The organism is Actinopolyspora alba, from assembly GCF_900112765.1.
Classification (GTDB): domain Bacteria; phylum Actinomycetota; class Actinomycetes; order Mycobacteriales; family Pseudonocardiaceae; genus Actinopolyspora; species Actinopolyspora alba.
Window position 1 is genome coordinate 177,330 of record NZ_FOMZ01000003.1, and the last position, 16,943, is coordinate 194,272.

Sequence of the window (16,943 nt, forward strand, 5' to 3'; positions counted from 1 at the left end):
TCTCGTTTTTGAGCATGGCGTGTAGGAGGCCGCCGCTTCGGGTGTTTCGACACGGGTCGTGCTGGCGTTTACGGCGTGACAGCGCGATGATGTAGCTGTTCGACCAGTGAATTCGCGGCGAAAGGCGGGGTGGATCACGTGAGCCGGCGTGGCCCCGAGAAGGACATCGACGAATCGGAACTCGAAGTGCACGGCCGCGAGAAATCCGCTGCCGGGGTGCGGGGAGTGGTGGTTTCACTCACCCGGAGCCTGCGACAGATGGGGCCGGTACGTACCGCCAGGACCCTGCCGTTGCTGAATCAGCGCAGTGGATTCGACTGCCCCGGTTGCGCATGGCCCGAACCGAGGGAGGCCGAGGGCGGTTCCCGCAAGTGGGTGGAATTCTGCGAGAACGGCGCCAAGGCCGTCGCCGAGGAGGCCACCACCCGCACCGTCGGTCCCGAGTTCTTCGACAGCCACTCGATCGAGGACCTCGCGGAACGAACCGACTACTGGCTGGGGCAACAGGGGCGCCTGACCCAGCCGGTGATCCGGCGCGAGGGGGACACCCACTACCGCCCGATCGACTGGCAGCGGGCGTTCGAGGTCATAGCGGACAAGCTCCGCGAGGTCGGGCCGGAGCGCACCTCGTTCTACACCTCGGGGCGGGCGAGCAACGAGGCGGCCTTCTGCTACCAGCTGCTGGCGCGCTCGTTCGGCACCAACAACCTGCCCGACTGCTCGAACATGTGCCACGAGTCCTCCGGAACCGCCCTGAGCGAGACCATCGGCGTGGGCAAGGGCTCGGTCACCCTCTCCGACATCGAACACGCCGATCTCGTCGTGGTCATGGGGCAGAACCCGGGGACCAACCATCCCCGCATGCTGAGCTCATTGGAGCGCACCAAGCACAACGGTGGCCGGATCCTGGCGATCAACCCGCTGCCGGAAACCGGATTGATGCGATTCAGCAACCCCCAGAACGTCCGGGGAGTGGCCGGATCCGGCACCCCGCTCGCCGACGAGTTCGCCCAGATCCGCATCGGCGGTGACCTGGCGCTGTTCAAAGCACTCGGTGCCCTGCTGCTGCGGTTCGAGGACGAGTCACCCGGCACGGTGCTGGACCGCGAGTTCATCGAGGAACACACGCACGGTTTCGCCGAGTTCGCCGCGCGCGGGCGGGACATCGACTGGCAGGAGGTCGAGCGGCTGACCGGCCTGGAGCAGCAGCAGATCGAGCGTATCGCCCGGATGCTCGCCGACTCGCGCTCGACCGTGGTCTGCTGGGCGATGGGGCTCACCCAGCACCGGCAGGCCGTCCCCACCATTCGCGAGATCGTCAACGTACAGCTGTTGCGGGGCATGATCGGCAAACCCGGGGCGGGACTGTGCCCCGTGCGGGGTCACTCCAACGTGCAGGGCGACCGCACCATGGGAATCTGGGAACGCATGCCGGAGTCCTTCCTGTCCGCGCTGGACGAGGAGTTCGGGCTCTCGGTTCCCCGCGAGCCCGGTCGGGACACGGTGGAGACGCTGCGTGCCATGCACGACGGAAGCTGCACCGCGTTCTTCGCGCTCGGTGGTAACTTCGCCGCGGCCACACCGGACAGCGCCGCCACCGAGGCCGCGCTGCGCGCCTGCGAACTCACCGTGCAGGTCTCCACCAAGCTCAACCGTTCGCACGTGGTTCCGGGACGGACCGCGCTCATCCTGCCCACGCTCGGTCGAACCGAACGCGATCGGCAGGCCGGTGGGGAGCAGTTCGTCACCGTCGAGGACTCGATGTCGGTGGTGCACGGTTCCCGGGGACGGCTGGACCCCGCCTCGCCCGATCTGCTGTCCGAGGTGGCCATCGTGTCCGAACTGGCACGGACGCTGCTCGGCGAGGACCACCCGGTTCCGTGGCGGGAGTTCGAGAACGACTACGACCGCGTCCGCGAGAGCATCGCCCGCGTGGTCCCCGGCTGCGCCGGTTACAACAACCGGGTACGTGAACCCGACGGATTCGTGCTGCCGCACCCCCCACGTGACAGCAGGACGTTCCCGACCGCCACCGGAAAGGCCAATTTCACGGACAACGTTCCGGACATGATCCACGTCCCGGAGGGCAGGCTGCTGCTGCAGAGCCTGCGCAGTCACGATCAGTACAACACCACGATCTACGGGCTCTCGGACCGGTACCGCGGGGTGGAGAACGCGCGACGCGTCGTGCTGGTCAACCCCGTCGACATCGCCGAACTCGGCCTCGCCGACGGGCAGACCGTGGACCTCGTCTCGGAATGGGCGGACGGTTCCGGCGGCATCGAGGAACGCAGGGCCGATTCGTTCCGGGTGGTCGGCTACGCGACCCCGCGTGGCTGCGTGGCGGCCTACTATCCGGAGGCCAACCCGCTGGTTCCGCTGGACTCGGTGGCGGAGTACTCCAACACGCCGGTCTCCAAGGCCGTGGTGGTTCGGTTGGACCCCGGCCGGACGGCGGTGTGACGGCCCGGTCTCCGTGCGCGGAACTCGTGAAGCACCACTGCTAGGCTCCCGCCGCGGGTGGTCGGCGCTTCCGTGCCGACCACTGCCCGCCGAGACCGCCACGAGAGGTTTGCCCAGCTGTGCGTGATTTCCTGCCGATCATCCTGCTCGCGGTCGCGGGCTTCCTGGCCGGCGGTTCCTACTCGATGTGGAAGACCGCACGGGTTCCCGCCGTGATACTCGCGGCGGGTGCGGTGCTGGCGCTGGCGGGCGGAGTGCTCTGGATGTCGTGGTGAGGCCGGGCTCGCGACGTGGCAGGACCACGCCGCGAGCGTCCGGACGGCCGCGGGGTGCCGTGATCAGATCACCGCGCTCAACAGCAGGACGAATCCCAGCGAGACCACCGAGGCCAGCGTCGTCACCAGGGTGCAGGTCTTCAGCGTCCCTCGGGTGGTCAGCCCGAACAGCCGCTGGAACATCCAGAAGAAGTTGCTGTTGACGTGCACCGCGAACAGCGCTCCGGAACCGGCGGCCAGGGCGATCAGCAGCGGTGCGATGTCCGTGCCGCCGAGGGCCGGTGCCAGCACGCTGCCCGCGGTGATCGCCGCCACGGAGGTCGAACCGATCGCCACGTGCAGCACCACCGCGATGAACCAGGCCAGCAGCAGCGGCGACAACGCGTTCGAGGTGAAGTAACCCGCCAGGATGTCCTCCAGGCCGGTCGCGGAGATGACTCCGCCCAGCGAACCGCCGATGCCGGTGATGATCAGGATGGGACCGCACTCCCGCAGTCCGCTGCCCACGGCCGAGCTCGCCACCTGCCGGGAGACGCCGCCCCAGGCCAGTGAGTACGCTGTGACGACTCCGATGAACAGCGCCACCAGGGGACTACCGAGGAAGGCCAGCGGGCCGGATGTGATGCCCGACACCTTGGCGATCCCGCCGCCCGCGATGAGCAGGATCGTGATGCACAGCGGTGCCAGCGACACCCCCAGCCCGGGGAGATGCCCTTCCTGCCCGGTCGGGCTCGTGGCGGCACTCTCCGAGGCTCCGGCGGATTCCTCGTCCGAGTCATGGTCCTCGTCGGCCAGTTCGTCCTTGTCGCCGTTCCACAGCCCGCCGCGCAGCAACAGCCGGTAGAGGTAGATCGTCACGAGAGCCGTGGGCACCGTCACCAGCAGACCGAACAGCAGCATCCTGCCCAGTGAGACGTGCAGCAGACCGGCCACGGCCAGTGCCCCCGCGCCAGGGACGACCAGCACCAGCCCGAGCTCCGATCCCAGGATCAGCGCGGCGCCCATAGCGGCCCTGCCGTCCCGTCTGATCCGCGGCGCGATGGAACGTCCCAGCGGTGCCGTCAGCACGAGCAGTACGTCGGTGTAGATGGCCGGAAAAATGCTGCTCATCGCGGTGCCGAACACGTACGGCGACCGCTCGGCGCCGAAGATCCGCAGCATCCCCTCGGTCAACCGGCGTAACGCACCGGTAACCGAAAGCAACGAGCCGAGTAGGACGCCGAAGGTGATCAACAGACCGATGTCGGTCATGATCCCGCCGAATCCGCCGGTGATCGCTTCGGTGGTGCCGCCGAACCCCAGTCCGGTGGCGAGCCCGAGATAGAGCGAGCCGCACAGCAGCGCGATCAGCGGTTCGAGCCGAAGTGCGAGGATCAGCAGAATCGTGCCCGCGATCGCCACCCCGGTGTGCAACAGAATCAGCGATTCGTTCAACTGCCCAGCCTTCCATGGTCGCGACGGTTAACACCGTGTTGCGGTTGGCAATGTCGTTTCGGAACCATCGGTCGATGTCCACGCGGTGTCAGCGTTGTGTTCATTTCGTTCACCGGGCCGCTCGCGGTTCGGGCGGGTCGCAAGCTCGGACAGCAGTGCCCGGAAACCCACGTCGCGCCGCCGAACCGGGCCTTCGGCGGCCGTGACAACCGGAGTCCCGACAGGAGAGCCGTAGTGACCGTCGACCACCGGAGCCGTGTCCGTGACCGTGCCGCTCGCGGTACGCGCTGGAGTCTGGCTCGTCGACTGTTCGTGTTGCAGATCGTGATCGTGCTCGTCGTGGTGCTGTCGGGCGCCTGCCTGGCCTGGTACAGCGCGCGGGCGCGGAACCAGCAGGCGGCGAGGAACGAGGTGCGGGCCGTGGCCGAGACGCTGGCGGCCACCCCCTTGGTCGGTTCGGCGTTGGACTCCGCCGATCCCAGCGCCCGATTACAGCCGGTGGCGCGACGAGTCACCTCCCGCGCCGGTGTGGACTTCGTGACGATCATGGACACCCGCGGCATCCGTTACACCCATCCCGAACCGGAGCGGATCGGGGAAAGGTTCTGGGGACACATCGGACCGGCACTGCGCGGGAACACGTTCACCGAGACCTACACCGGCACACTGGGCCCCTCGGTGCGGGCGGTGGCTCCAGTGGTGGACAGGCAGGGCGAGGTCAGGGCGCTGGTCAGCGTGGGGATCAAGGTTCGCGCACTGAGCCGCAGGCTGCGGGACCAGCTGCGTGCCCTGCTGCTGGTGGCCTGTGGTGCCCTGCTGTTCGGTGGGCTGGCGACCTACGCGGTCAGCGTGCGCATGCGCGGCCACACCCACGGGCTCACTCCCGCGGAGCTGAGCGGTATGTACGAATACCACGAAGCCGTCCTGCACACGGTCGGCGAAGGACTGCTGCTGATCTCGCCCGACGGGGTCGTGACCTTGTGCAACGACGGCGCGGCGACGCTGCTGGGGCTCGGAACCGAACACGTGGCGGGACGCCGTGTCGAGTCCCTCGGGCTGCCCGGAGCGTTGATCGGAGTGCTGTCGAACGGTGCGCCGGTGCGGGACGAACCGCATCTCGTCGAGGACCGGGTTCTGCTGGTGACCGTCGAAGCCGCCCACTCGGACCGGGCACTGGGCAACGTCGTCACCCTGCGGGACCATACCGAGCTGCGCACGCTGAACCGCGAGTTGGACACCCTGCGCGGATTCTCGGAATCACTGCGTTCGCGGGCACACGAGTCGGCGAACCGGCTGCACACCATAGTTTCGCTGGTCGAACTCGGTCGTACCGAACAGGCGGTGGAGTTCGCTACCTCGGAGCTGCGCACCGCACAGCAGCTCACGGATCGAGTTGTCTGCGCCGTCGACGAACCGGTGCTCACCGCCCTGTTGCTGGGCAAGTCGGCTCAGGCACGCGAACGCGGGGTGGAGGTCAGGATCACCGAGGACACCCACGTCGGCTCGGTGCCGCGCGTGGGTTCCCGTGATCTGGTCACCATTCTGGGCAATCTGATCGACAACGCGGTGGATGCTGTTCTGCTGGCCGAGAACCGGGCACCCGTGGTGGCGGTGACCGTCCGCGCCGAGCGGGACTCGTTGTTGCTGCGCGTGGCCGACAACGGTTCCGGAGTCGATGTCGAGGACACGCGGAAGCTGTTCCGCGACGGGCACTCCGGGAAGGACGAGCGGCGAGGAATCGGACTCGCACTGGTGGGACGAAGCGTGCGACGTCACGGTGGGTGGATCGAGGTGTGCAACGGTTCCGAGGGGCTGCGGGGAGCGGTCTTCACCGTGCGACTGCCGCTGGAGCACTCCCGACCCGACGATCCGGATGACACGTGAGCCTCGTTCGGTGGCACCAGCCCGGAGAACGGGTGGGGTTCCGCCGAGCGCGCCCCGCGGAAACCGAACGGACAACGCCTCCCACCGCTGAACCGCACGACAACCGGTGTGCTCGTGTGGCATGCTTCCCGCTGCCGTTGCCGGGGTGAGGAGGCGGACTGCCGTGCGGTCCCGCGCGCCGTCGCGGTGGTGCGGTCGCCTCGCCCGGTGGGAAGTGACGTAGCGGTGAGGAATTCGGATGATTTCGGTGCTGGTGGTCGAGGACGACGAGGTGGCCGGTGAGGCACACGAGACCTGTGCCAACAGCGTCGCCGGGTTCCGGGTGGTCGGACGTGTCCGCACCGGTCAGGAAGCGCTGCGTTTCCTGACGCACACCGCTGTGGACCTCGTGCTGCTGGACCTGCGACTGCCCGACATGGACGGACTGCGGGTCAGCAGGATGCTGCGTACCCGAGGCAGTGGGACCGATGTCATAGCGGTCACCTCGGCGCGTGACCTCGACCGGGTCCGCGAGTCGGTCTCCAGCGGAGTCGTGCAGTACCTGCTCAAACCGTTCACCTTCGTGGCCATGCGGGAGAAGTTGCGCAACTACGCGCGGTTCCGGGGCGAGCTCTCCCGGGGCGGTGCCGTCAACGGGCAGCACGAGATCGACCGCGTGTTCGCCACGCTGCGCGACAACGAGCGCCAGGAACTGCCCAAGGGGATGGACGAACAGACGTTGACTTCCGTGGCGGCGGCGCTGCGGGAGAGCGGGGACGGTGCCTCCGCAGGGAAGGTGGGAAAGCTGGCGGGCGTTTCCCGGGTCACGGCGCGCAGGTATCTCGAGTACCTGGTCGAGCGCGACATGGCACGTCGTTCGCCGAGGCACGGCGGCGTCGGACGCCCCGAGCTGATCTACCGTGCCGACCTCGACGACACGGGCGGAGCGGTTCCGTGAACCGTTCAGAGTCCGCCGTCGGATTTCGGCCGAAGCCGTGGCGCGGCGGGACCGCTGGCAGCCATCCAGTCGTCAGGGTTGTGCAGCGAGCAGGTGTTCAACGACAGACAGCCGCAGCCGATGCAACCGGTGAGCCGGTCCCGCAGCCGTTGCAGCCCGTCGATGCGGGCATCGAGCTCGTCGCGCCAGCGCTCCGACAGCTTCGCCCAGTCCGCTCTGCTCGGAGCGTGATCGTCCGGCAGGGTCCGCAGCGCGTCCGCGACGTCCTCCAGGCTCAATCCCACGCGCTGGGCGGCGCGGATGAACGCCAGTCGTCGCAGCACGCTTCGCTCGTAACGTCGTTGGTTGCCGCTCGTGCGCGTCGACCTGATCAGCCCGCGGTCTTCGTAGAACCGAAGTGCCGTGGTCGCTATTCCACTGCGTTCGGCGAGTTCACCGATGGTCAGCTTGGCGGCGGATTTCGACACTCCGCCAGCATAACGAGTACGGCGGTGGGAGTGGTCGACTACGCGAATTCGGTCGGGTGCGTATCGATACGCTCCCGGCGGTGGGTGCGCCGTCCTGGCACGCGGCCGTTCCGGGAGCGGGTAGGCTGGTCACGTGCCACGAGTCGTCGTACTGGACTACGGATCCGGCAATCTTCGTTCGGCCGAACGTGCCCTGGAACACGCGGGTGCGCGAGTCGAGGTGAGTGACGATCATCGTACGGCGATGGAAGCCGACGGTCTCGTCGTTCCCGGTGTCGGTGCCTTCTCCGCCTGCATGCGCGGGCTGCTCGAGGTGGGTGGTGACGAACTCGTCGACCGGCGACTGGCCGAGAACCGGCCCGTGCTCGGTATCTGTGTCGGGATGCAGATCCTGTTCCAACGAGGGGTCGAGCACGGTGTGTCCGCCGAGGGAGTCGGCCGGTGGCCGGGTGCCGTGGAACCGTTGCGGGCGGAGGTGCTGCCCCACATGGGTTGGAACACGGTGACCGCGCCCTCCGACAGCGTGCTGTTCGCCGGGATGGACCCGGACACCAGGTTCTACTTCGTCCACTCCTTCGCCGCCCGTGGCTGGGAGGAGCACGCCGAAGCGCCGAGTAGCCGGCGGAGATCGGTGTGGGCCGAACACGGCGAGCCGTTCCTGGCCGCGGTGGAGGACGGTGCCCTGATGGCGACCCAGTTCCACCCCGAGAAGTCCGGTGCCGCGGGAGGCGCTCTGCTGCGTAACTGGTTGGGAACGCTGTGAGCGCGCGTCGGTACGGGCTGATGCGTCCCGGTGGTGCCGCCAGAGTGGTGGCGTTCGTGCTGTGCTTCGGCATGGTGGTCGGGTTCGCCGCCACGTCGTTGCTGGCGGCAGGCGTGTCCGGCTGGTTGGTGATCTCCGTGGCTCTGCTGGTGCTCGCCGTGCCGGTGGGGGCCGCGCTGTACTCGGGTGGCCGTTCGCGAGGACGGCGCTGAGCGCGACCGGTTCGGCCGCCGCGGCCACCGTCACGGCCGGCGGCGTGGTCGTGGCCGGCTCGTCGTAGGCTTGGGACGTGACTTTCACGCTGCTTCCCGCTGTTGACGTTGCCGATGGGCAGGCCGTACGTCTGGTGCAGGGTGCCGCGGGCACCGAGACCTCCTACGGGGATCCGTTGCAAGCCGCGTTGGCGTGGCAGCGTGCGGGGGCGGAGTGGGTCCACCTCGTGGATCTGGACGCCGCCTTCGGACGCGGTTCGAACCGGGAACTGCTCGCCGAAGTGGTCGCGAAACTGGACGTCGACGTCGAGCTCTCCGGCGGTATCCGGGACGATGATTCGTTGCGCGCCGCGCTGGACACCGGTTGTGCCAGGGTGAACCTCGGTACGGCCGCGCTGGAGGATCCGGAGTGGACCGCGAGAGTGGTCGCCGAGCACGGTCAGCGCGTCGCGGTCGGTCTGGACGTGCGGATCGGCGAGCGGGGCCACCGGTTGGCAGCGCGCGGTTGGACACGCGACGGCGGGGACCTGTGGCAGGTGCTCGACAGGTTGGACGCCGCCGGCTGCTGTCGCTACGTGGTCACCGATGTCAGCAAGGACGGCACGCTGGGCGGCCCGAACCTGTCGTTGCTCCGTGCCGTCTGCGAGCACACGTCCGCGCCGGTGGTGGCCTCCGGTGGGGTATCCACTGTGGATGACCTGGTTGCGCTCGCCGGGCTGGAGCCGTTCGGGCTCGAGGGCTCGATCGTGGGCAAGGCGCTGTACGCGGGCAACTTCACCCTCCCCGAGGCGCTCGAAGCCGTCAGGGGATGAGCACGGGCAGCGGCGGCATCGCCCACGGTCGTGGCGATTTCGCGCGAAATCGCCGCGCCGTTCGGACTCCGAACCCGCCCGCGCCCGATCACCGAAGCCGGCGAACCGCTCCACCGGCGGACACTTATGCTGGTGGTATGGCGGTCGCTGTGCGTGTGATCCCCTGTCTGGACGTCGACCAGGGGCGAGTGGTCAAGGGAGTCAACTTCACCGGGTTGGTCGATGCGGGGGATCCGGTGGAGTTGGCCCGTCGCTACGACGGCGAGTGGGCCGACGAGCTGACCTTCCTCGACGTCACGGCCTCCTCCGCCGACCGGGAGACCACCTACGACGTGGTTCGCGGCACGGCCGACCAGGTTTTCATCCCGCTGACGGTGGGGGGCGGGGTGCGCGGTCCCGAGGACGTGGACCGGCTGCTTCGCGCCGGGGCGGACAAGGTCAGCCTCAACACCGCGGCGATCGCCGATCCGGAACTCCTCCGCACGGCGTCGCGCCGGTTCGGCGCACAGTGCGTGGTGCTGTCCGTCGACGCCAGGAGGGTTCCGTCCGACGGCACGGAAACCGCCTCCGGATTCGAGGTCACCACGCACGGCGGTCGCAGGGGAACCGGGATCTGCGCGGTGGAGTGGGCGGTCAGAGCCGAACGACTCGGTGTCGGCGAGATACTGCTCAACTCCATGGACGCGGACGGCACCAAGGCGGGGTTCGACCTGGAGATGATCCGTGCCGTGCGTGCCGCCGTCCGGGTTCCGCTCATCGCGAGTGGTGGTGCGGGAGAGGTGGGGCACTTCGCGCCTGCCGTGCACGCCGGAGCCGATGCCGTGCTGGCCGCCAGTGTTTTCCACTTCGGTGAGCTGACCGTCGAGCAAGTCAAGAACGCCATGCGAGCGGAGGGGATCACGGTCCGATGACCTCATCGGCAAGTCAGGGGGAGGCCCTCGACCCGGCGATCGTCGCGAGACTCAAGCGCAACGGGGACGGGTTGATCGCCGCCGTGGCCCAGCAGCACGACACCGGTCGGGTGCTGATGATGGCCTGGATGGATGACGAGGCGCTGCGGCTCACCCTGCGCGACAGGCGCGCCACTTACTATTCGCGCAGTCGCGCCAGGCACTGGGTCAAGGGCGAGTCGTCCGGCCACACGCAGTACGTGCGCGAGGTCCGGCTCGACTGCGACGGCGACACCGTGCTGCTGCTCGTGGAGCAGCACGGCGCCGCCTGCCACACGGGTGCCCCCGACTGCTTCGAGTCCGACGTGCTGCTACGCCCCGAGGTGGGGACCGCCGCCGAGTGAGCACCCGCGACAGGAGCCGCGTGGACGGTCGGTTACCGGTACCCGCACCGGACGACCCCCGTCACAGGGTCCGCGAACGGTCCGGTCGCAGCGATCCGGTCAGGTAACGCTGCAGATTGGGGGCGATGGTAGCCACCACGGTCTCGTGGTCGGCGCTGGCCAGCGGTTCCATGCGTAGCACGTAGCGCATCATGCCCAGGCCGACCACCTGTGATCCGCACAGCGTGGCACGCAGCTCGGGTTCGTCGGAGCGCAGCTCACGCAGCAGCCTGTCGAACAGCGCGGTGCTGAGGAACTCACGCAACATGCGCACCGCGCTGTCCCGCACGGACAGGCTGCGTATCAGCGCGGTGAACTCGCCACCTCCCGCTTCGTCCCAAACCGACAGGAACATCCCCAGCATCCGCTCCGCCAGTTGCTCGTCGGGGCCGTCCAACAGCAGCGGCAGCGCCTTCCCCGGCTCGATCGGTATGGCCACCGCCGCGGTGAACAGTCCCTCCTTGCCGCCGAACCAGTGCCGCACCATCGCGGGGTCCACGCCCGCCCGGCTCGCGATTCCCCGCACGGTGGCACCCTCGTAGCCGTTCTCGATGAACGCGGCGCGGGCCGCGTCGAGCAATTCGCCCCTGGTGCTTCGATCACCGCCACGCCTGCCCCGTCGTAGCCGGGTCTCCTCGTTGTCGTGGCTGTTCGATCGCACGATCTCATCCTCACCGCCGGGTCGCGTCTTCCGCAACTTCCGGTCAGTCGCGGTAAGCCGCCGTGGGCGGCCTGCGACAATGACGCCATGGTCGGCGACGGTGACATCGGCACTAGCAGCCCATCGCGAGCCGAATTCCGTGAGCTCGCCGTAGGGCGCCGGGTAATCCCGGTCGTGCGGCGACTGCTCGCGGATGACGAGACGCCGCTCGGGCTGTATCGCAAATTGGCGCGGAACGAATCCGGGACGTTCCTGTTCGAATCCGCCGAGAACGGGCGTTCCTGGTCGCGCTGGTCCTTCGTGGGAGTGCGCAGCGCCGCTGCTCTCACGGTGCGTGACGGTGAATCGCAGTGGTTGGGGACACCTCCGGCGGGTTTGCCCACCGACGGTGACCCGATGACTACGCTCCGCGAGACACTGCGGCTGTTGCACACCGATCCGTTGCCCGGGTTGCCGCCGCTGACCGGCGGAATGGTCGGTTATCTCGGCTACGACACCGTCCGCAGGTTCGAACTCCTGCCGGAGGAGACCGAGGACGACCTCGGTATCCCGGAGATGGTGATGCTCTTCGCCACCGATCTCGCCGCGCTGGATCATCACGAGGGAACCGTCACGTTGATCGCCAACGCGGTCAACTGGGACGACAGCCCCGAGCGGGTGGACGCTGCCTACGACGACGCCGTAGCCAGGCTCGACGAGATGACACGACGGTTGCACGTCCCCGCCCCCTCCACCGTGGCGACCTTTTCCCGGCCGGAGCCGGAGTTCACCCGCTATCGCGAGTCCGAGCGACACCGGGAGGCGGTGCGACGCGCCAAGGAGGCGATCCACGAGGGCGAGGCGTTCCAGGTGGTCGTCTCGCAGCGCTTCGAGATGCGTACCGACGCGCAGGCGCTGGACATCTACCGGATACTGCGCACGACCAATCCGAGTCCCTACATGTACCTGCTGCGGCTGCCGGACCCCGCCGATGACCAGCCGTTCGACATCGTGGGATCCAGCCCCGAGTCGTTGGTCAAGGTGCGGGACGGCAACGCCACCACCTATCCCATCGCCGGGACCAGGTGGCGGGGCGCCGACGAGGACGAGGACGTGGCCCTCGAAAAGGAGCTCATCAACGACGAGAAGGAGCGTGCCGAGCACCTCATGCTCGTCGATCTGGCCCGCAACGACCTGGGAAGGGTGTGTCGTCCCGGATCGGTGCACCCCGTGGAGTTCTTCCGCGTGGAGCGCTACAGCCACGTCATGCACATCGTCTCCTCGGTCACCGGTGAGCTCGCGGAGGACCACAACGCGCTCGACGCGGTGACGGCCTGTTTCCCAGCGGGCACGCTGTCCGGGGCGCCCAAGCCTCGTGCCATGCGGATAATCGAGGAGCTGGAGCCGACACGGCGTGCGCAGTACGGCGGAGTGGTCGGCTACTTCGATTTCGCGGGCAACGCCGACACGGCCATCGCCATCCGCACCGCGCTGCTGCGGCACGGCACCGCGTACGTGCAGGCGGGCGGCGGTATCGTCGCCGACTCGGACCCGGCAGCCGAGGACCAGGAGTGCCTGAACAAGGCCAGGGCGGTGCTCAATGCCGTAGCCACGGCGGGGACACTCCGCCGCCCGGCGGACGACCCGGCTGCCCGGATCGACACCACGCCCGACGGCCGCGGCGACGAGCTCCGAGTCGACGCCCCGTCCCCGGAGTCGGGAGGCCCGCTGCCGAAGTGAGGTCCTCCAGCCGACCGAGGGAACCGGAGCGGCCGGAGATCCGGCCTCCCGAGACACCGAACCCCAGATCCCGAGACGGGAGTGTGAAACCGGCTTGACCGACCGACAGGAGTCAACCGGGCGGAGTGCGACGGGCCGCCGGTTGCTGGTCTCGTGCGTCATCGGCATGCTTGCCGTCGCCGTCGGACTGTGGGCGGCGAGTTCAACGGTGTGGATCCGGCAGCGTTACCGGACACCGTTCTCCGGGGCCGACGTGGCACGAGTGGCCGGTGAGGCGATTCGCCCCGAGCTCACCCCGCTCGCGCTGGCCACCCTGGCGGCGATCGCCGCCGTGCTGGCGACCGGTGGTCTGCTGCGTCGGTTGATCGGTCTGATCGTCGTCCTCGAGGCGGTTCTGCTGGGGTGGCGCCTGTTCGACTGGTTGGCCGGCCCCAGCGGCGTTTCCGAGCTGCCCGGCGCCGCGCCGGGCAGCGAACCGCTGGAGGTGCGTGAGGTCCTGCCCTACGGTCCCGCGCTGATGGGGGGCGCGGCGCTCGTGCTCCTGCTGTGCGGGTTGGCGGTGATGCTCGCCGCCCAGCGGATGCCGGCCATGGGGTCCAAGTACTCCGCACCCGCCGAAGCGCGGGAAACCCGTGATCCGGACCGGCGTCTCTGGGAGGATCTGGACGAAGGGCGTGACCCCACCGAAGCGGGTGACGGAGACGAGAACGGTTGATTCCCGGCCGAGGGCCGGTCACGGCTCGGGGACGGAGTGCTCCGAGCACACGAGAGAACTGTGTTTTTCCCGGTGCGGGACCTTCCTGACAACGCGAGCGCGCGTCGACCAGGGACCAAGGTCCTTGATGCGCTGGGACATTGTTCCGCCCCCTGCGGCGGGGTTCACACTGAACGGGTTTAGCATCGGTACCGCGACCGGCACGGCGGGGAAGGGGAGTGTCGTGATCGAGCGCGATAGGACGATCCGCGCGTATTGCCACCTGCGAGTAAGTGTCCGGCCGGCCCTGTGCGAGGTGGCCTCGTGAGTGTTTTGGACGCGATCATCGACGATGTTCGGCAGGATCTGGCCGCCCGTGAGGCGGAGGTCCCGTTCGAGGAGATCAAGCAGCTTTCGGCGGCCGCACAACCACCCAAGGACGTCTGGGCGGCACTGCACGAGCCCGGTGTCGGCGTGATCGCGGAGGTGAAGCGGCGCAGTCCCTCCAAGGGAGAGCTGGCCGACATCGCCGAGCCCGCCGATCTCGCCGCCGGGTACTACGAGTCCGGTGCCCGCATAATCAGTGTGCTCACCGAACAGCGTCGTTTCGGGGGGTCGCTGCGGGACCTCGACGCGGTACGTGCTCGGGTGAACGCGCCGCTGCTGCGGAAGGACTTCATCGTCAGTCCCTACCAGGTGCACGAGGCCCGTGCGCACGGTGCCGACATGGTGCTGCTCATCGTCGCGGCCCTGGAGCAGAACGCCCTCGAAGCGCTGCTGGACCGCGTGGAGTCACTCGGCATGATGGCCCTGGTCGAGGTGCACACCGCGGAGGAGGCCGATCGCGCGCTTGCGGCCGGTGGCAAGATCATCGGAATCAACGCGCGTGACCTGCACACCCTCGAAGTCGACCGCGACGTATTCGGTCGCATCGCTCCGGGTCTGCCCGCCGGGGTAATCAAGATCGCGGAATCCGGTGTGCGGGGGCCGAGCGATCTGATGGCCTACGCCGGTTCCGGCGCCGACGCGGTGCTGGTGGGCGAGGGGCTGGTCAGCAGTGACAATCCACGTGCGGCGTTGACACAGTTGGTCACGGCGGGATCTCACCCCGCCTGCCCGCGTCCCAGCCGCGGATAGGAAGCCGGATGACAGCACGAGACTCCGACACCGCGCGGCGAGCCGCGACTCCGGGGGAGGCGACCCCCGACGGGCACGATCCCGATCCCGGTGGGCACTTCGGCTCCTACGGGGGCCGTTTCATGCCCGAGGCCCTGATAGCGGCACAGGACGAGCTGGCCGATGAGTACGAGAAGGCTCGTAACGATCCGGAGTTCGTCGCCGAGCTCGAACGGCTGTTGCGCGACTACGCGGGCAGGCCCTCCCCGCTGACCGAGGCCGAACGTTTCGGTGCCCACGCGGGCGGTGCCCGGGTGTTCCTCAAGCGGGAGGACCTCAACCACACCGGATCCCACAAGATCAACAATGTGCTGGGGCAGGCCCTGCTGGTCAAGCGGATGGGCAAACGCCGCGTGATCGCCGAGACCGGCGCGGGCCAGCACGGCGTCGCCACCGCCACGGCCTGTGCGTTGCTCGACCTGGACTGTGTCGTGTACATGGGAGCCACCGACACCGAGCGGCAGGCCCTCAACGTGGCCCGGATGCGACTGCTCGGGGCCGAGGTGCGTCCCGTCGACACCGGTTCGGCCACCCTCAAGGACGCGATCAACGAAGCACTCCGCGACTGGGTGGCCAACGTCGCCGACACGCACTACCTGCTCGGCACCGCGGCCGGTGCCCACCCGTTCCCCCTCATGGTCCGCAACCTGCACAGGATCATCGGGGAGGAGAGCAGGGAGCAGGTACTGCGACACACCGGTGGGCTGCCCGACGCGGTGGTCGCCTGCGTGGGCGGGGGATCCAACGCCATCGGGATCTTCCACGGCTTCATCGACGACCCCGGGGTGCGACTGGTGGGCATGGAGGCCGGTGGTCACGGCCTCGACAGTGGTGAGCACGGTGCCGCGCTCACCAGTGGGACGCCCGGCACGCTGCACGGCGCCAGGTCCTATCTGCTGCAGGACGAGGACGGCCAGATCGCTGAGGCGTACTCGATATCGGCGGGGTTGGACTATCCCGGTGTGGGACCCGAGCACGCCTGGCTGGCCGACACCGGGCGCGCGGAGTACCGCGCCGTCACCGATGACGAGGCGATGCACGCGTTCCGGCTGCTGTCCCGTACCGAAGGCATCATCCCGGCCATCGAGTCGGCGCACGCGTTGGCCGGTGCTCTCCGGCTCGGTGCGGAACTCGGCCCTGAGGCCGTGCTCGTGGTCAACCTTTCCGGGCGGGGTGACAAGGACATGGACACTGCCGCGCAGTACTTCGGTCTCGTGCCCGAGGCCGGGATCACGGGAGAGGACCAGCGGTGAGTCTGCACGAGGTATTCCGCGACTGCGCGGCCCAGCGACGCGCGGCCCTGATCGGTTATCTGCCCGCGGGGTTTCCCACCGTCCCCGACAGCGTCGAGTTGTTCCGCGCCATGGTGCGCGGTGACGGTGACACCGCCGGCTGTGACGTCGTCGAGATCGGTCTTCCCTACTCGGATCCGGTCATGGACGGCCCCACCATCCAGACCGCCAGCGGTGAAGCCCTGCGCAACGGGTTCCGGGTCCGCCAGTTGTTCGACATCGTCTCGACGGTCGCCGAGACGGGAGCCGCTCCGGTGGTGATGACCTACTGGAATCCGGTGCACCACTACGGCCCCGATGCCTTCGCGCGGGACCTCGCGGCCGCCGGCGGCCTCGGTGTGATCACTCCGGACCTGGTGCCCGACGAGGCCGACGAGTGGCTGGCCGCGGCACGGCAGCACCGGCTCGACCGGATCTTCCTGGTCGCGCCGTCCTCCACCGAACGCAGACTGGCGATGACAGCCGGAGCGGGCTCGGGTTTCCTCTACGCCGCGTCGGTGATGGGGGTCACCGGTGCGCGTGACTCGGTCTCCGGTTCCGCCCGGGAGCTCGTGCGGCGCACCCGCGCGCACACCGAGCTGCCGGTCGGCGTGGGGCTGGGGGTGCGCACCGCCGAGCACGCCGCCGAGGTGGCGCAGTTCGCCGACGGTGTGATCGTCGGCTCCGCCTTCGTCGAGCGTGCCAGGCAGGACGGCGCGGCCGGGGTCGCGGAGTTCGCGGCCGACCTCGGGCGTGGCGTCCGGAGGAACTCCACCTCGATCCCGTGAGGGAACCGATCGCGGAGCCAGTGGCGGTCCTCGCCCCGCCGCCCGTTACGGTGG

General features: G+C 68.7%; 17 protein-coding genes. 14 read left to right on the forward strand and 3 right to left on the reverse strand.

What is annotated here, in order from left to right; translation table 11 throughout:
* Nucleotides 1-138: 138 nt before the first annotated feature.
* Complete coding sequence (locus tag BM150_RS05400; protein WP_092925043.1) at nucleotides 139-2,463, forward strand: FdhF/YdeP family oxidoreductase; 2,325 nt, start codon at nucleotides 139-141, stop codon at nucleotides 2,461-2,463.
* A gap of 119 nt (nucleotides 2,464-2,582) precedes the next feature.
* Entirely contained in the window at nucleotides 2,583-2,738 is a 156-nt protein-coding gene (locus tag BM150_RS24030; RefSeq protein WP_175496699.1) for a hypothetical protein, read from the forward strand.
* A gap of 63 nt (nucleotides 2,739-2,801) precedes the next feature.
* On the opposite strand, the gene BM150_RS05405 is transcribed toward BM150_RS24030, so the two are convergent.
* The gene (locus tag BM150_RS05405; protein ID WP_092924662.1) at nucleotides 2,802-4,172 is read right to left on the reverse strand and encodes a GntP family permease; all 1,371 of its coding nucleotides are present in this window, start codon (nucleotides 4,170-4,172) and stop codon (nucleotides 2,802-2,804) included.
* Between the two features lie 234 nt (nucleotides 4,173-4,406).
* On the opposite strand from BM150_RS05405, the gene BM150_RS05410 reads away from it, so the two are divergent.
* Together BM150_RS05410 and BM150_RS05415 are read left to right on the forward strand one after the other, a co-directional pair.
* Nucleotides 4,407-6,056, forward strand: coding sequence for a sensor histidine kinase (locus tag BM150_RS05410; protein ID WP_217641378.1), 1,650 nt, complete (start codon nucleotides 4,407-4,409; stop codon nucleotides 6,054-6,056).
* 238 nt (nucleotides 6,057-6,294) lie between these two features.
* Complete coding sequence (locus BM150_RS05415; RefSeq protein WP_092924664.1) at nucleotides 6,295-6,993, forward strand: response regulator; 699 nt, start codon at nucleotides 6,295-6,297, stop codon at nucleotides 6,991-6,993.
* 5 nt (nucleotides 6,994-6,998) lie between these two features.
* On the opposite strand, the gene soxR is transcribed toward BM150_RS05415, so the two are convergent.
* Nucleotides 6,999-7,460, reverse strand: a complete 462-nt coding sequence (gene soxR / locus BM150_RS05420; protein WP_092924666.1) for a redox-sensitive transcriptional activator SoxR — start codon at nucleotides 7,458-7,460, stop codon at nucleotides 6,999-7,001.
* A 133-nt stretch (nucleotides 7,461-7,593) separates the two neighbouring features.
* Between soxR and hisH the strand changes: the two genes are divergently transcribed.
* The 5 genes from hisH to hisI all read left to right on the forward strand — a co-directional run bounded on the left by hisH (nucleotide 7,594) and on the right by hisI (nucleotide 10,541).
* Complete coding sequence (gene hisH / locus BM150_RS05425) at nucleotides 7,594-8,223, forward strand: imidazole glycerol phosphate synthase subunit HisH (protein WP_092924668.1); 630 nt, start codon at nucleotides 7,594-7,596, stop codon at nucleotides 8,221-8,223.
* Nucleotides 8,220-8,435, forward strand: coding sequence for a hypothetical protein (locus tag BM150_RS05430; protein ID WP_245755277.1), 216 nt, complete (start codon nucleotides 8,220-8,222; stop codon nucleotides 8,433-8,435). The genes hisH and BM150_RS05430 overlap by 4 nt, the downstream gene beginning before the upstream one ends.
* Nucleotides 8,436-8,512: 77 nt before the next feature.
* Nucleotides 8,513-9,247 carry a bifunctional 1-(5-phosphoribosyl)-5-((5-phosphoribosylamino)methylideneamino)imidazole-4-carboxamide isomerase/phosphoribosylanthranilate isomerase PriA gene (gene priA / locus BM150_RS05435; protein WP_092924670.1) on the forward strand — a complete coding sequence of 245 codons (735 nt, stop codon included), beginning with the start codon at nucleotides 8,513-8,515 and terminating at the stop codon, nucleotides 9,245-9,247.
* A 137-nt stretch (nucleotides 9,248-9,384) separates the two neighbouring features.
* Nucleotides 9,385-10,158 (forward strand): imidazole glycerol phosphate synthase subunit HisF, encoded by a 774-nt coding sequence (hisF, locus tag BM150_RS05440; RefSeq protein WP_092924672.1) that lies wholly within the window; start codon nucleotides 9,385-9,387, stop codon nucleotides 10,156-10,158.
* Complete coding sequence (gene hisI, locus BM150_RS05445) at nucleotides 10,155-10,541, forward strand: phosphoribosyl-AMP cyclohydrolase (protein ID WP_092924674.1); 387 nt, start codon at nucleotides 10,155-10,157, stop codon at nucleotides 10,539-10,541. Before hisF ends, hisI begins: the two co-directional genes overlap by 4 nt.
* Nucleotides 10,542-10,602: 61 nt before the next feature.
* On the opposite strand, the gene BM150_RS05450 is transcribed toward hisI, so the two are convergent.
* On the reverse strand, nucleotides 10,603-11,241 hold the full coding sequence (locus BM150_RS05450; RefSeq protein ID WP_092925049.1) for a TetR/AcrR family transcriptional regulator: 639 nt from the start codon (nucleotides 11,239-11,241) through the stop codon (nucleotides 10,603-10,605).
* An 87-nt stretch (nucleotides 11,242-11,328) separates the two neighbouring features.
* On the opposite strand from BM150_RS05450, the gene BM150_RS05455 reads away from it, so the two are divergent.
* The 5 genes from BM150_RS05455 to trpA all read left to right on the forward strand — a co-directional run bounded on the left by BM150_RS05455 (nucleotide 11,329) and on the right by trpA (nucleotide 16,889).
* Nucleotides 11,329-12,960, forward strand: coding sequence for an anthranilate synthase component I (locus BM150_RS05455; RefSeq protein WP_092924676.1), 1,632 nt, complete (start codon nucleotides 11,329-11,331; stop codon nucleotides 12,958-12,960).
* Nucleotides 12,961-13,054: 94 nt separating this feature from the next.
* Entirely contained in the window at nucleotides 13,055-13,675 is a 621-nt protein-coding gene (locus BM150_RS05460) for a Trp biosynthesis-associated membrane protein (RefSeq protein ID WP_092924678.1), read from the forward strand.
* A 303-nt stretch (nucleotides 13,676-13,978) separates the two neighbouring features.
* On the forward strand, nucleotides 13,979-14,791 hold the full coding sequence (gene trpC, locus BM150_RS05465; RefSeq protein ID WP_092924680.1) for an indole-3-glycerol phosphate synthase TrpC: 813 nt from the start codon (nucleotides 13,979-13,981) through the stop codon (nucleotides 14,789-14,791).
* An 8-nt stretch (nucleotides 14,792-14,799) separates the two neighbouring features.
* Nucleotides 14,800-16,083 carry a tryptophan synthase subunit beta gene (gene trpB / locus BM150_RS05470; protein WP_092924682.1) on the forward strand — a complete coding sequence of 428 codons (1,284 nt, stop codon included), beginning with the start codon at nucleotides 14,800-14,802 and terminating at the stop codon, nucleotides 16,081-16,083.
* Nucleotides 16,080-16,889 carry a tryptophan synthase subunit alpha gene (gene trpA / locus BM150_RS05475; protein ID WP_092924684.1) on the forward strand — a complete coding sequence of 270 codons (810 nt, stop codon included), beginning with the start codon at nucleotides 16,080-16,082 and terminating at the stop codon, nucleotides 16,887-16,889. Before trpB ends, trpA begins: the two co-directional genes overlap by 4 nt.
* The last annotated feature ends 54 nt before the right edge of the window (nucleotides 16,890-16,943 follow it).

Coding starts and splice junctions, on each gene's coding strand:
- BM150_RS05415 (WP_092924664.1), top strand. CDS start 6,295: ATGATTTCGGTGCTGGTGGTCGAGGACGACGAGGTGGCCGGTGAGGCA.
- hisF (WP_092924672.1), top strand. CDS start 9,385: ATGGCGGTCGCTGTGCGTGTGATCCCCTGTCTGGACGTCGACCAGGGG.
- hisI (WP_092924674.1), top strand. CDS start 10,155: ATGACCTCATCGGCAAGTCAGGGGGAGGCCCTCGACCCGGCGATCGTC.
- BM150_RS05455 (WP_092924676.1), top strand. CDS start 11,329: ATGGTCGGCGACGGTGACATCGGCACTAGCAGCCCATCGCGAGCCGAA.
- trpB (WP_092924682.1), top strand. CDS start 14,800: ATGACAGCACGAGACTCCGACACCGCGCGGCGAGCCGCGACTCCGGGG.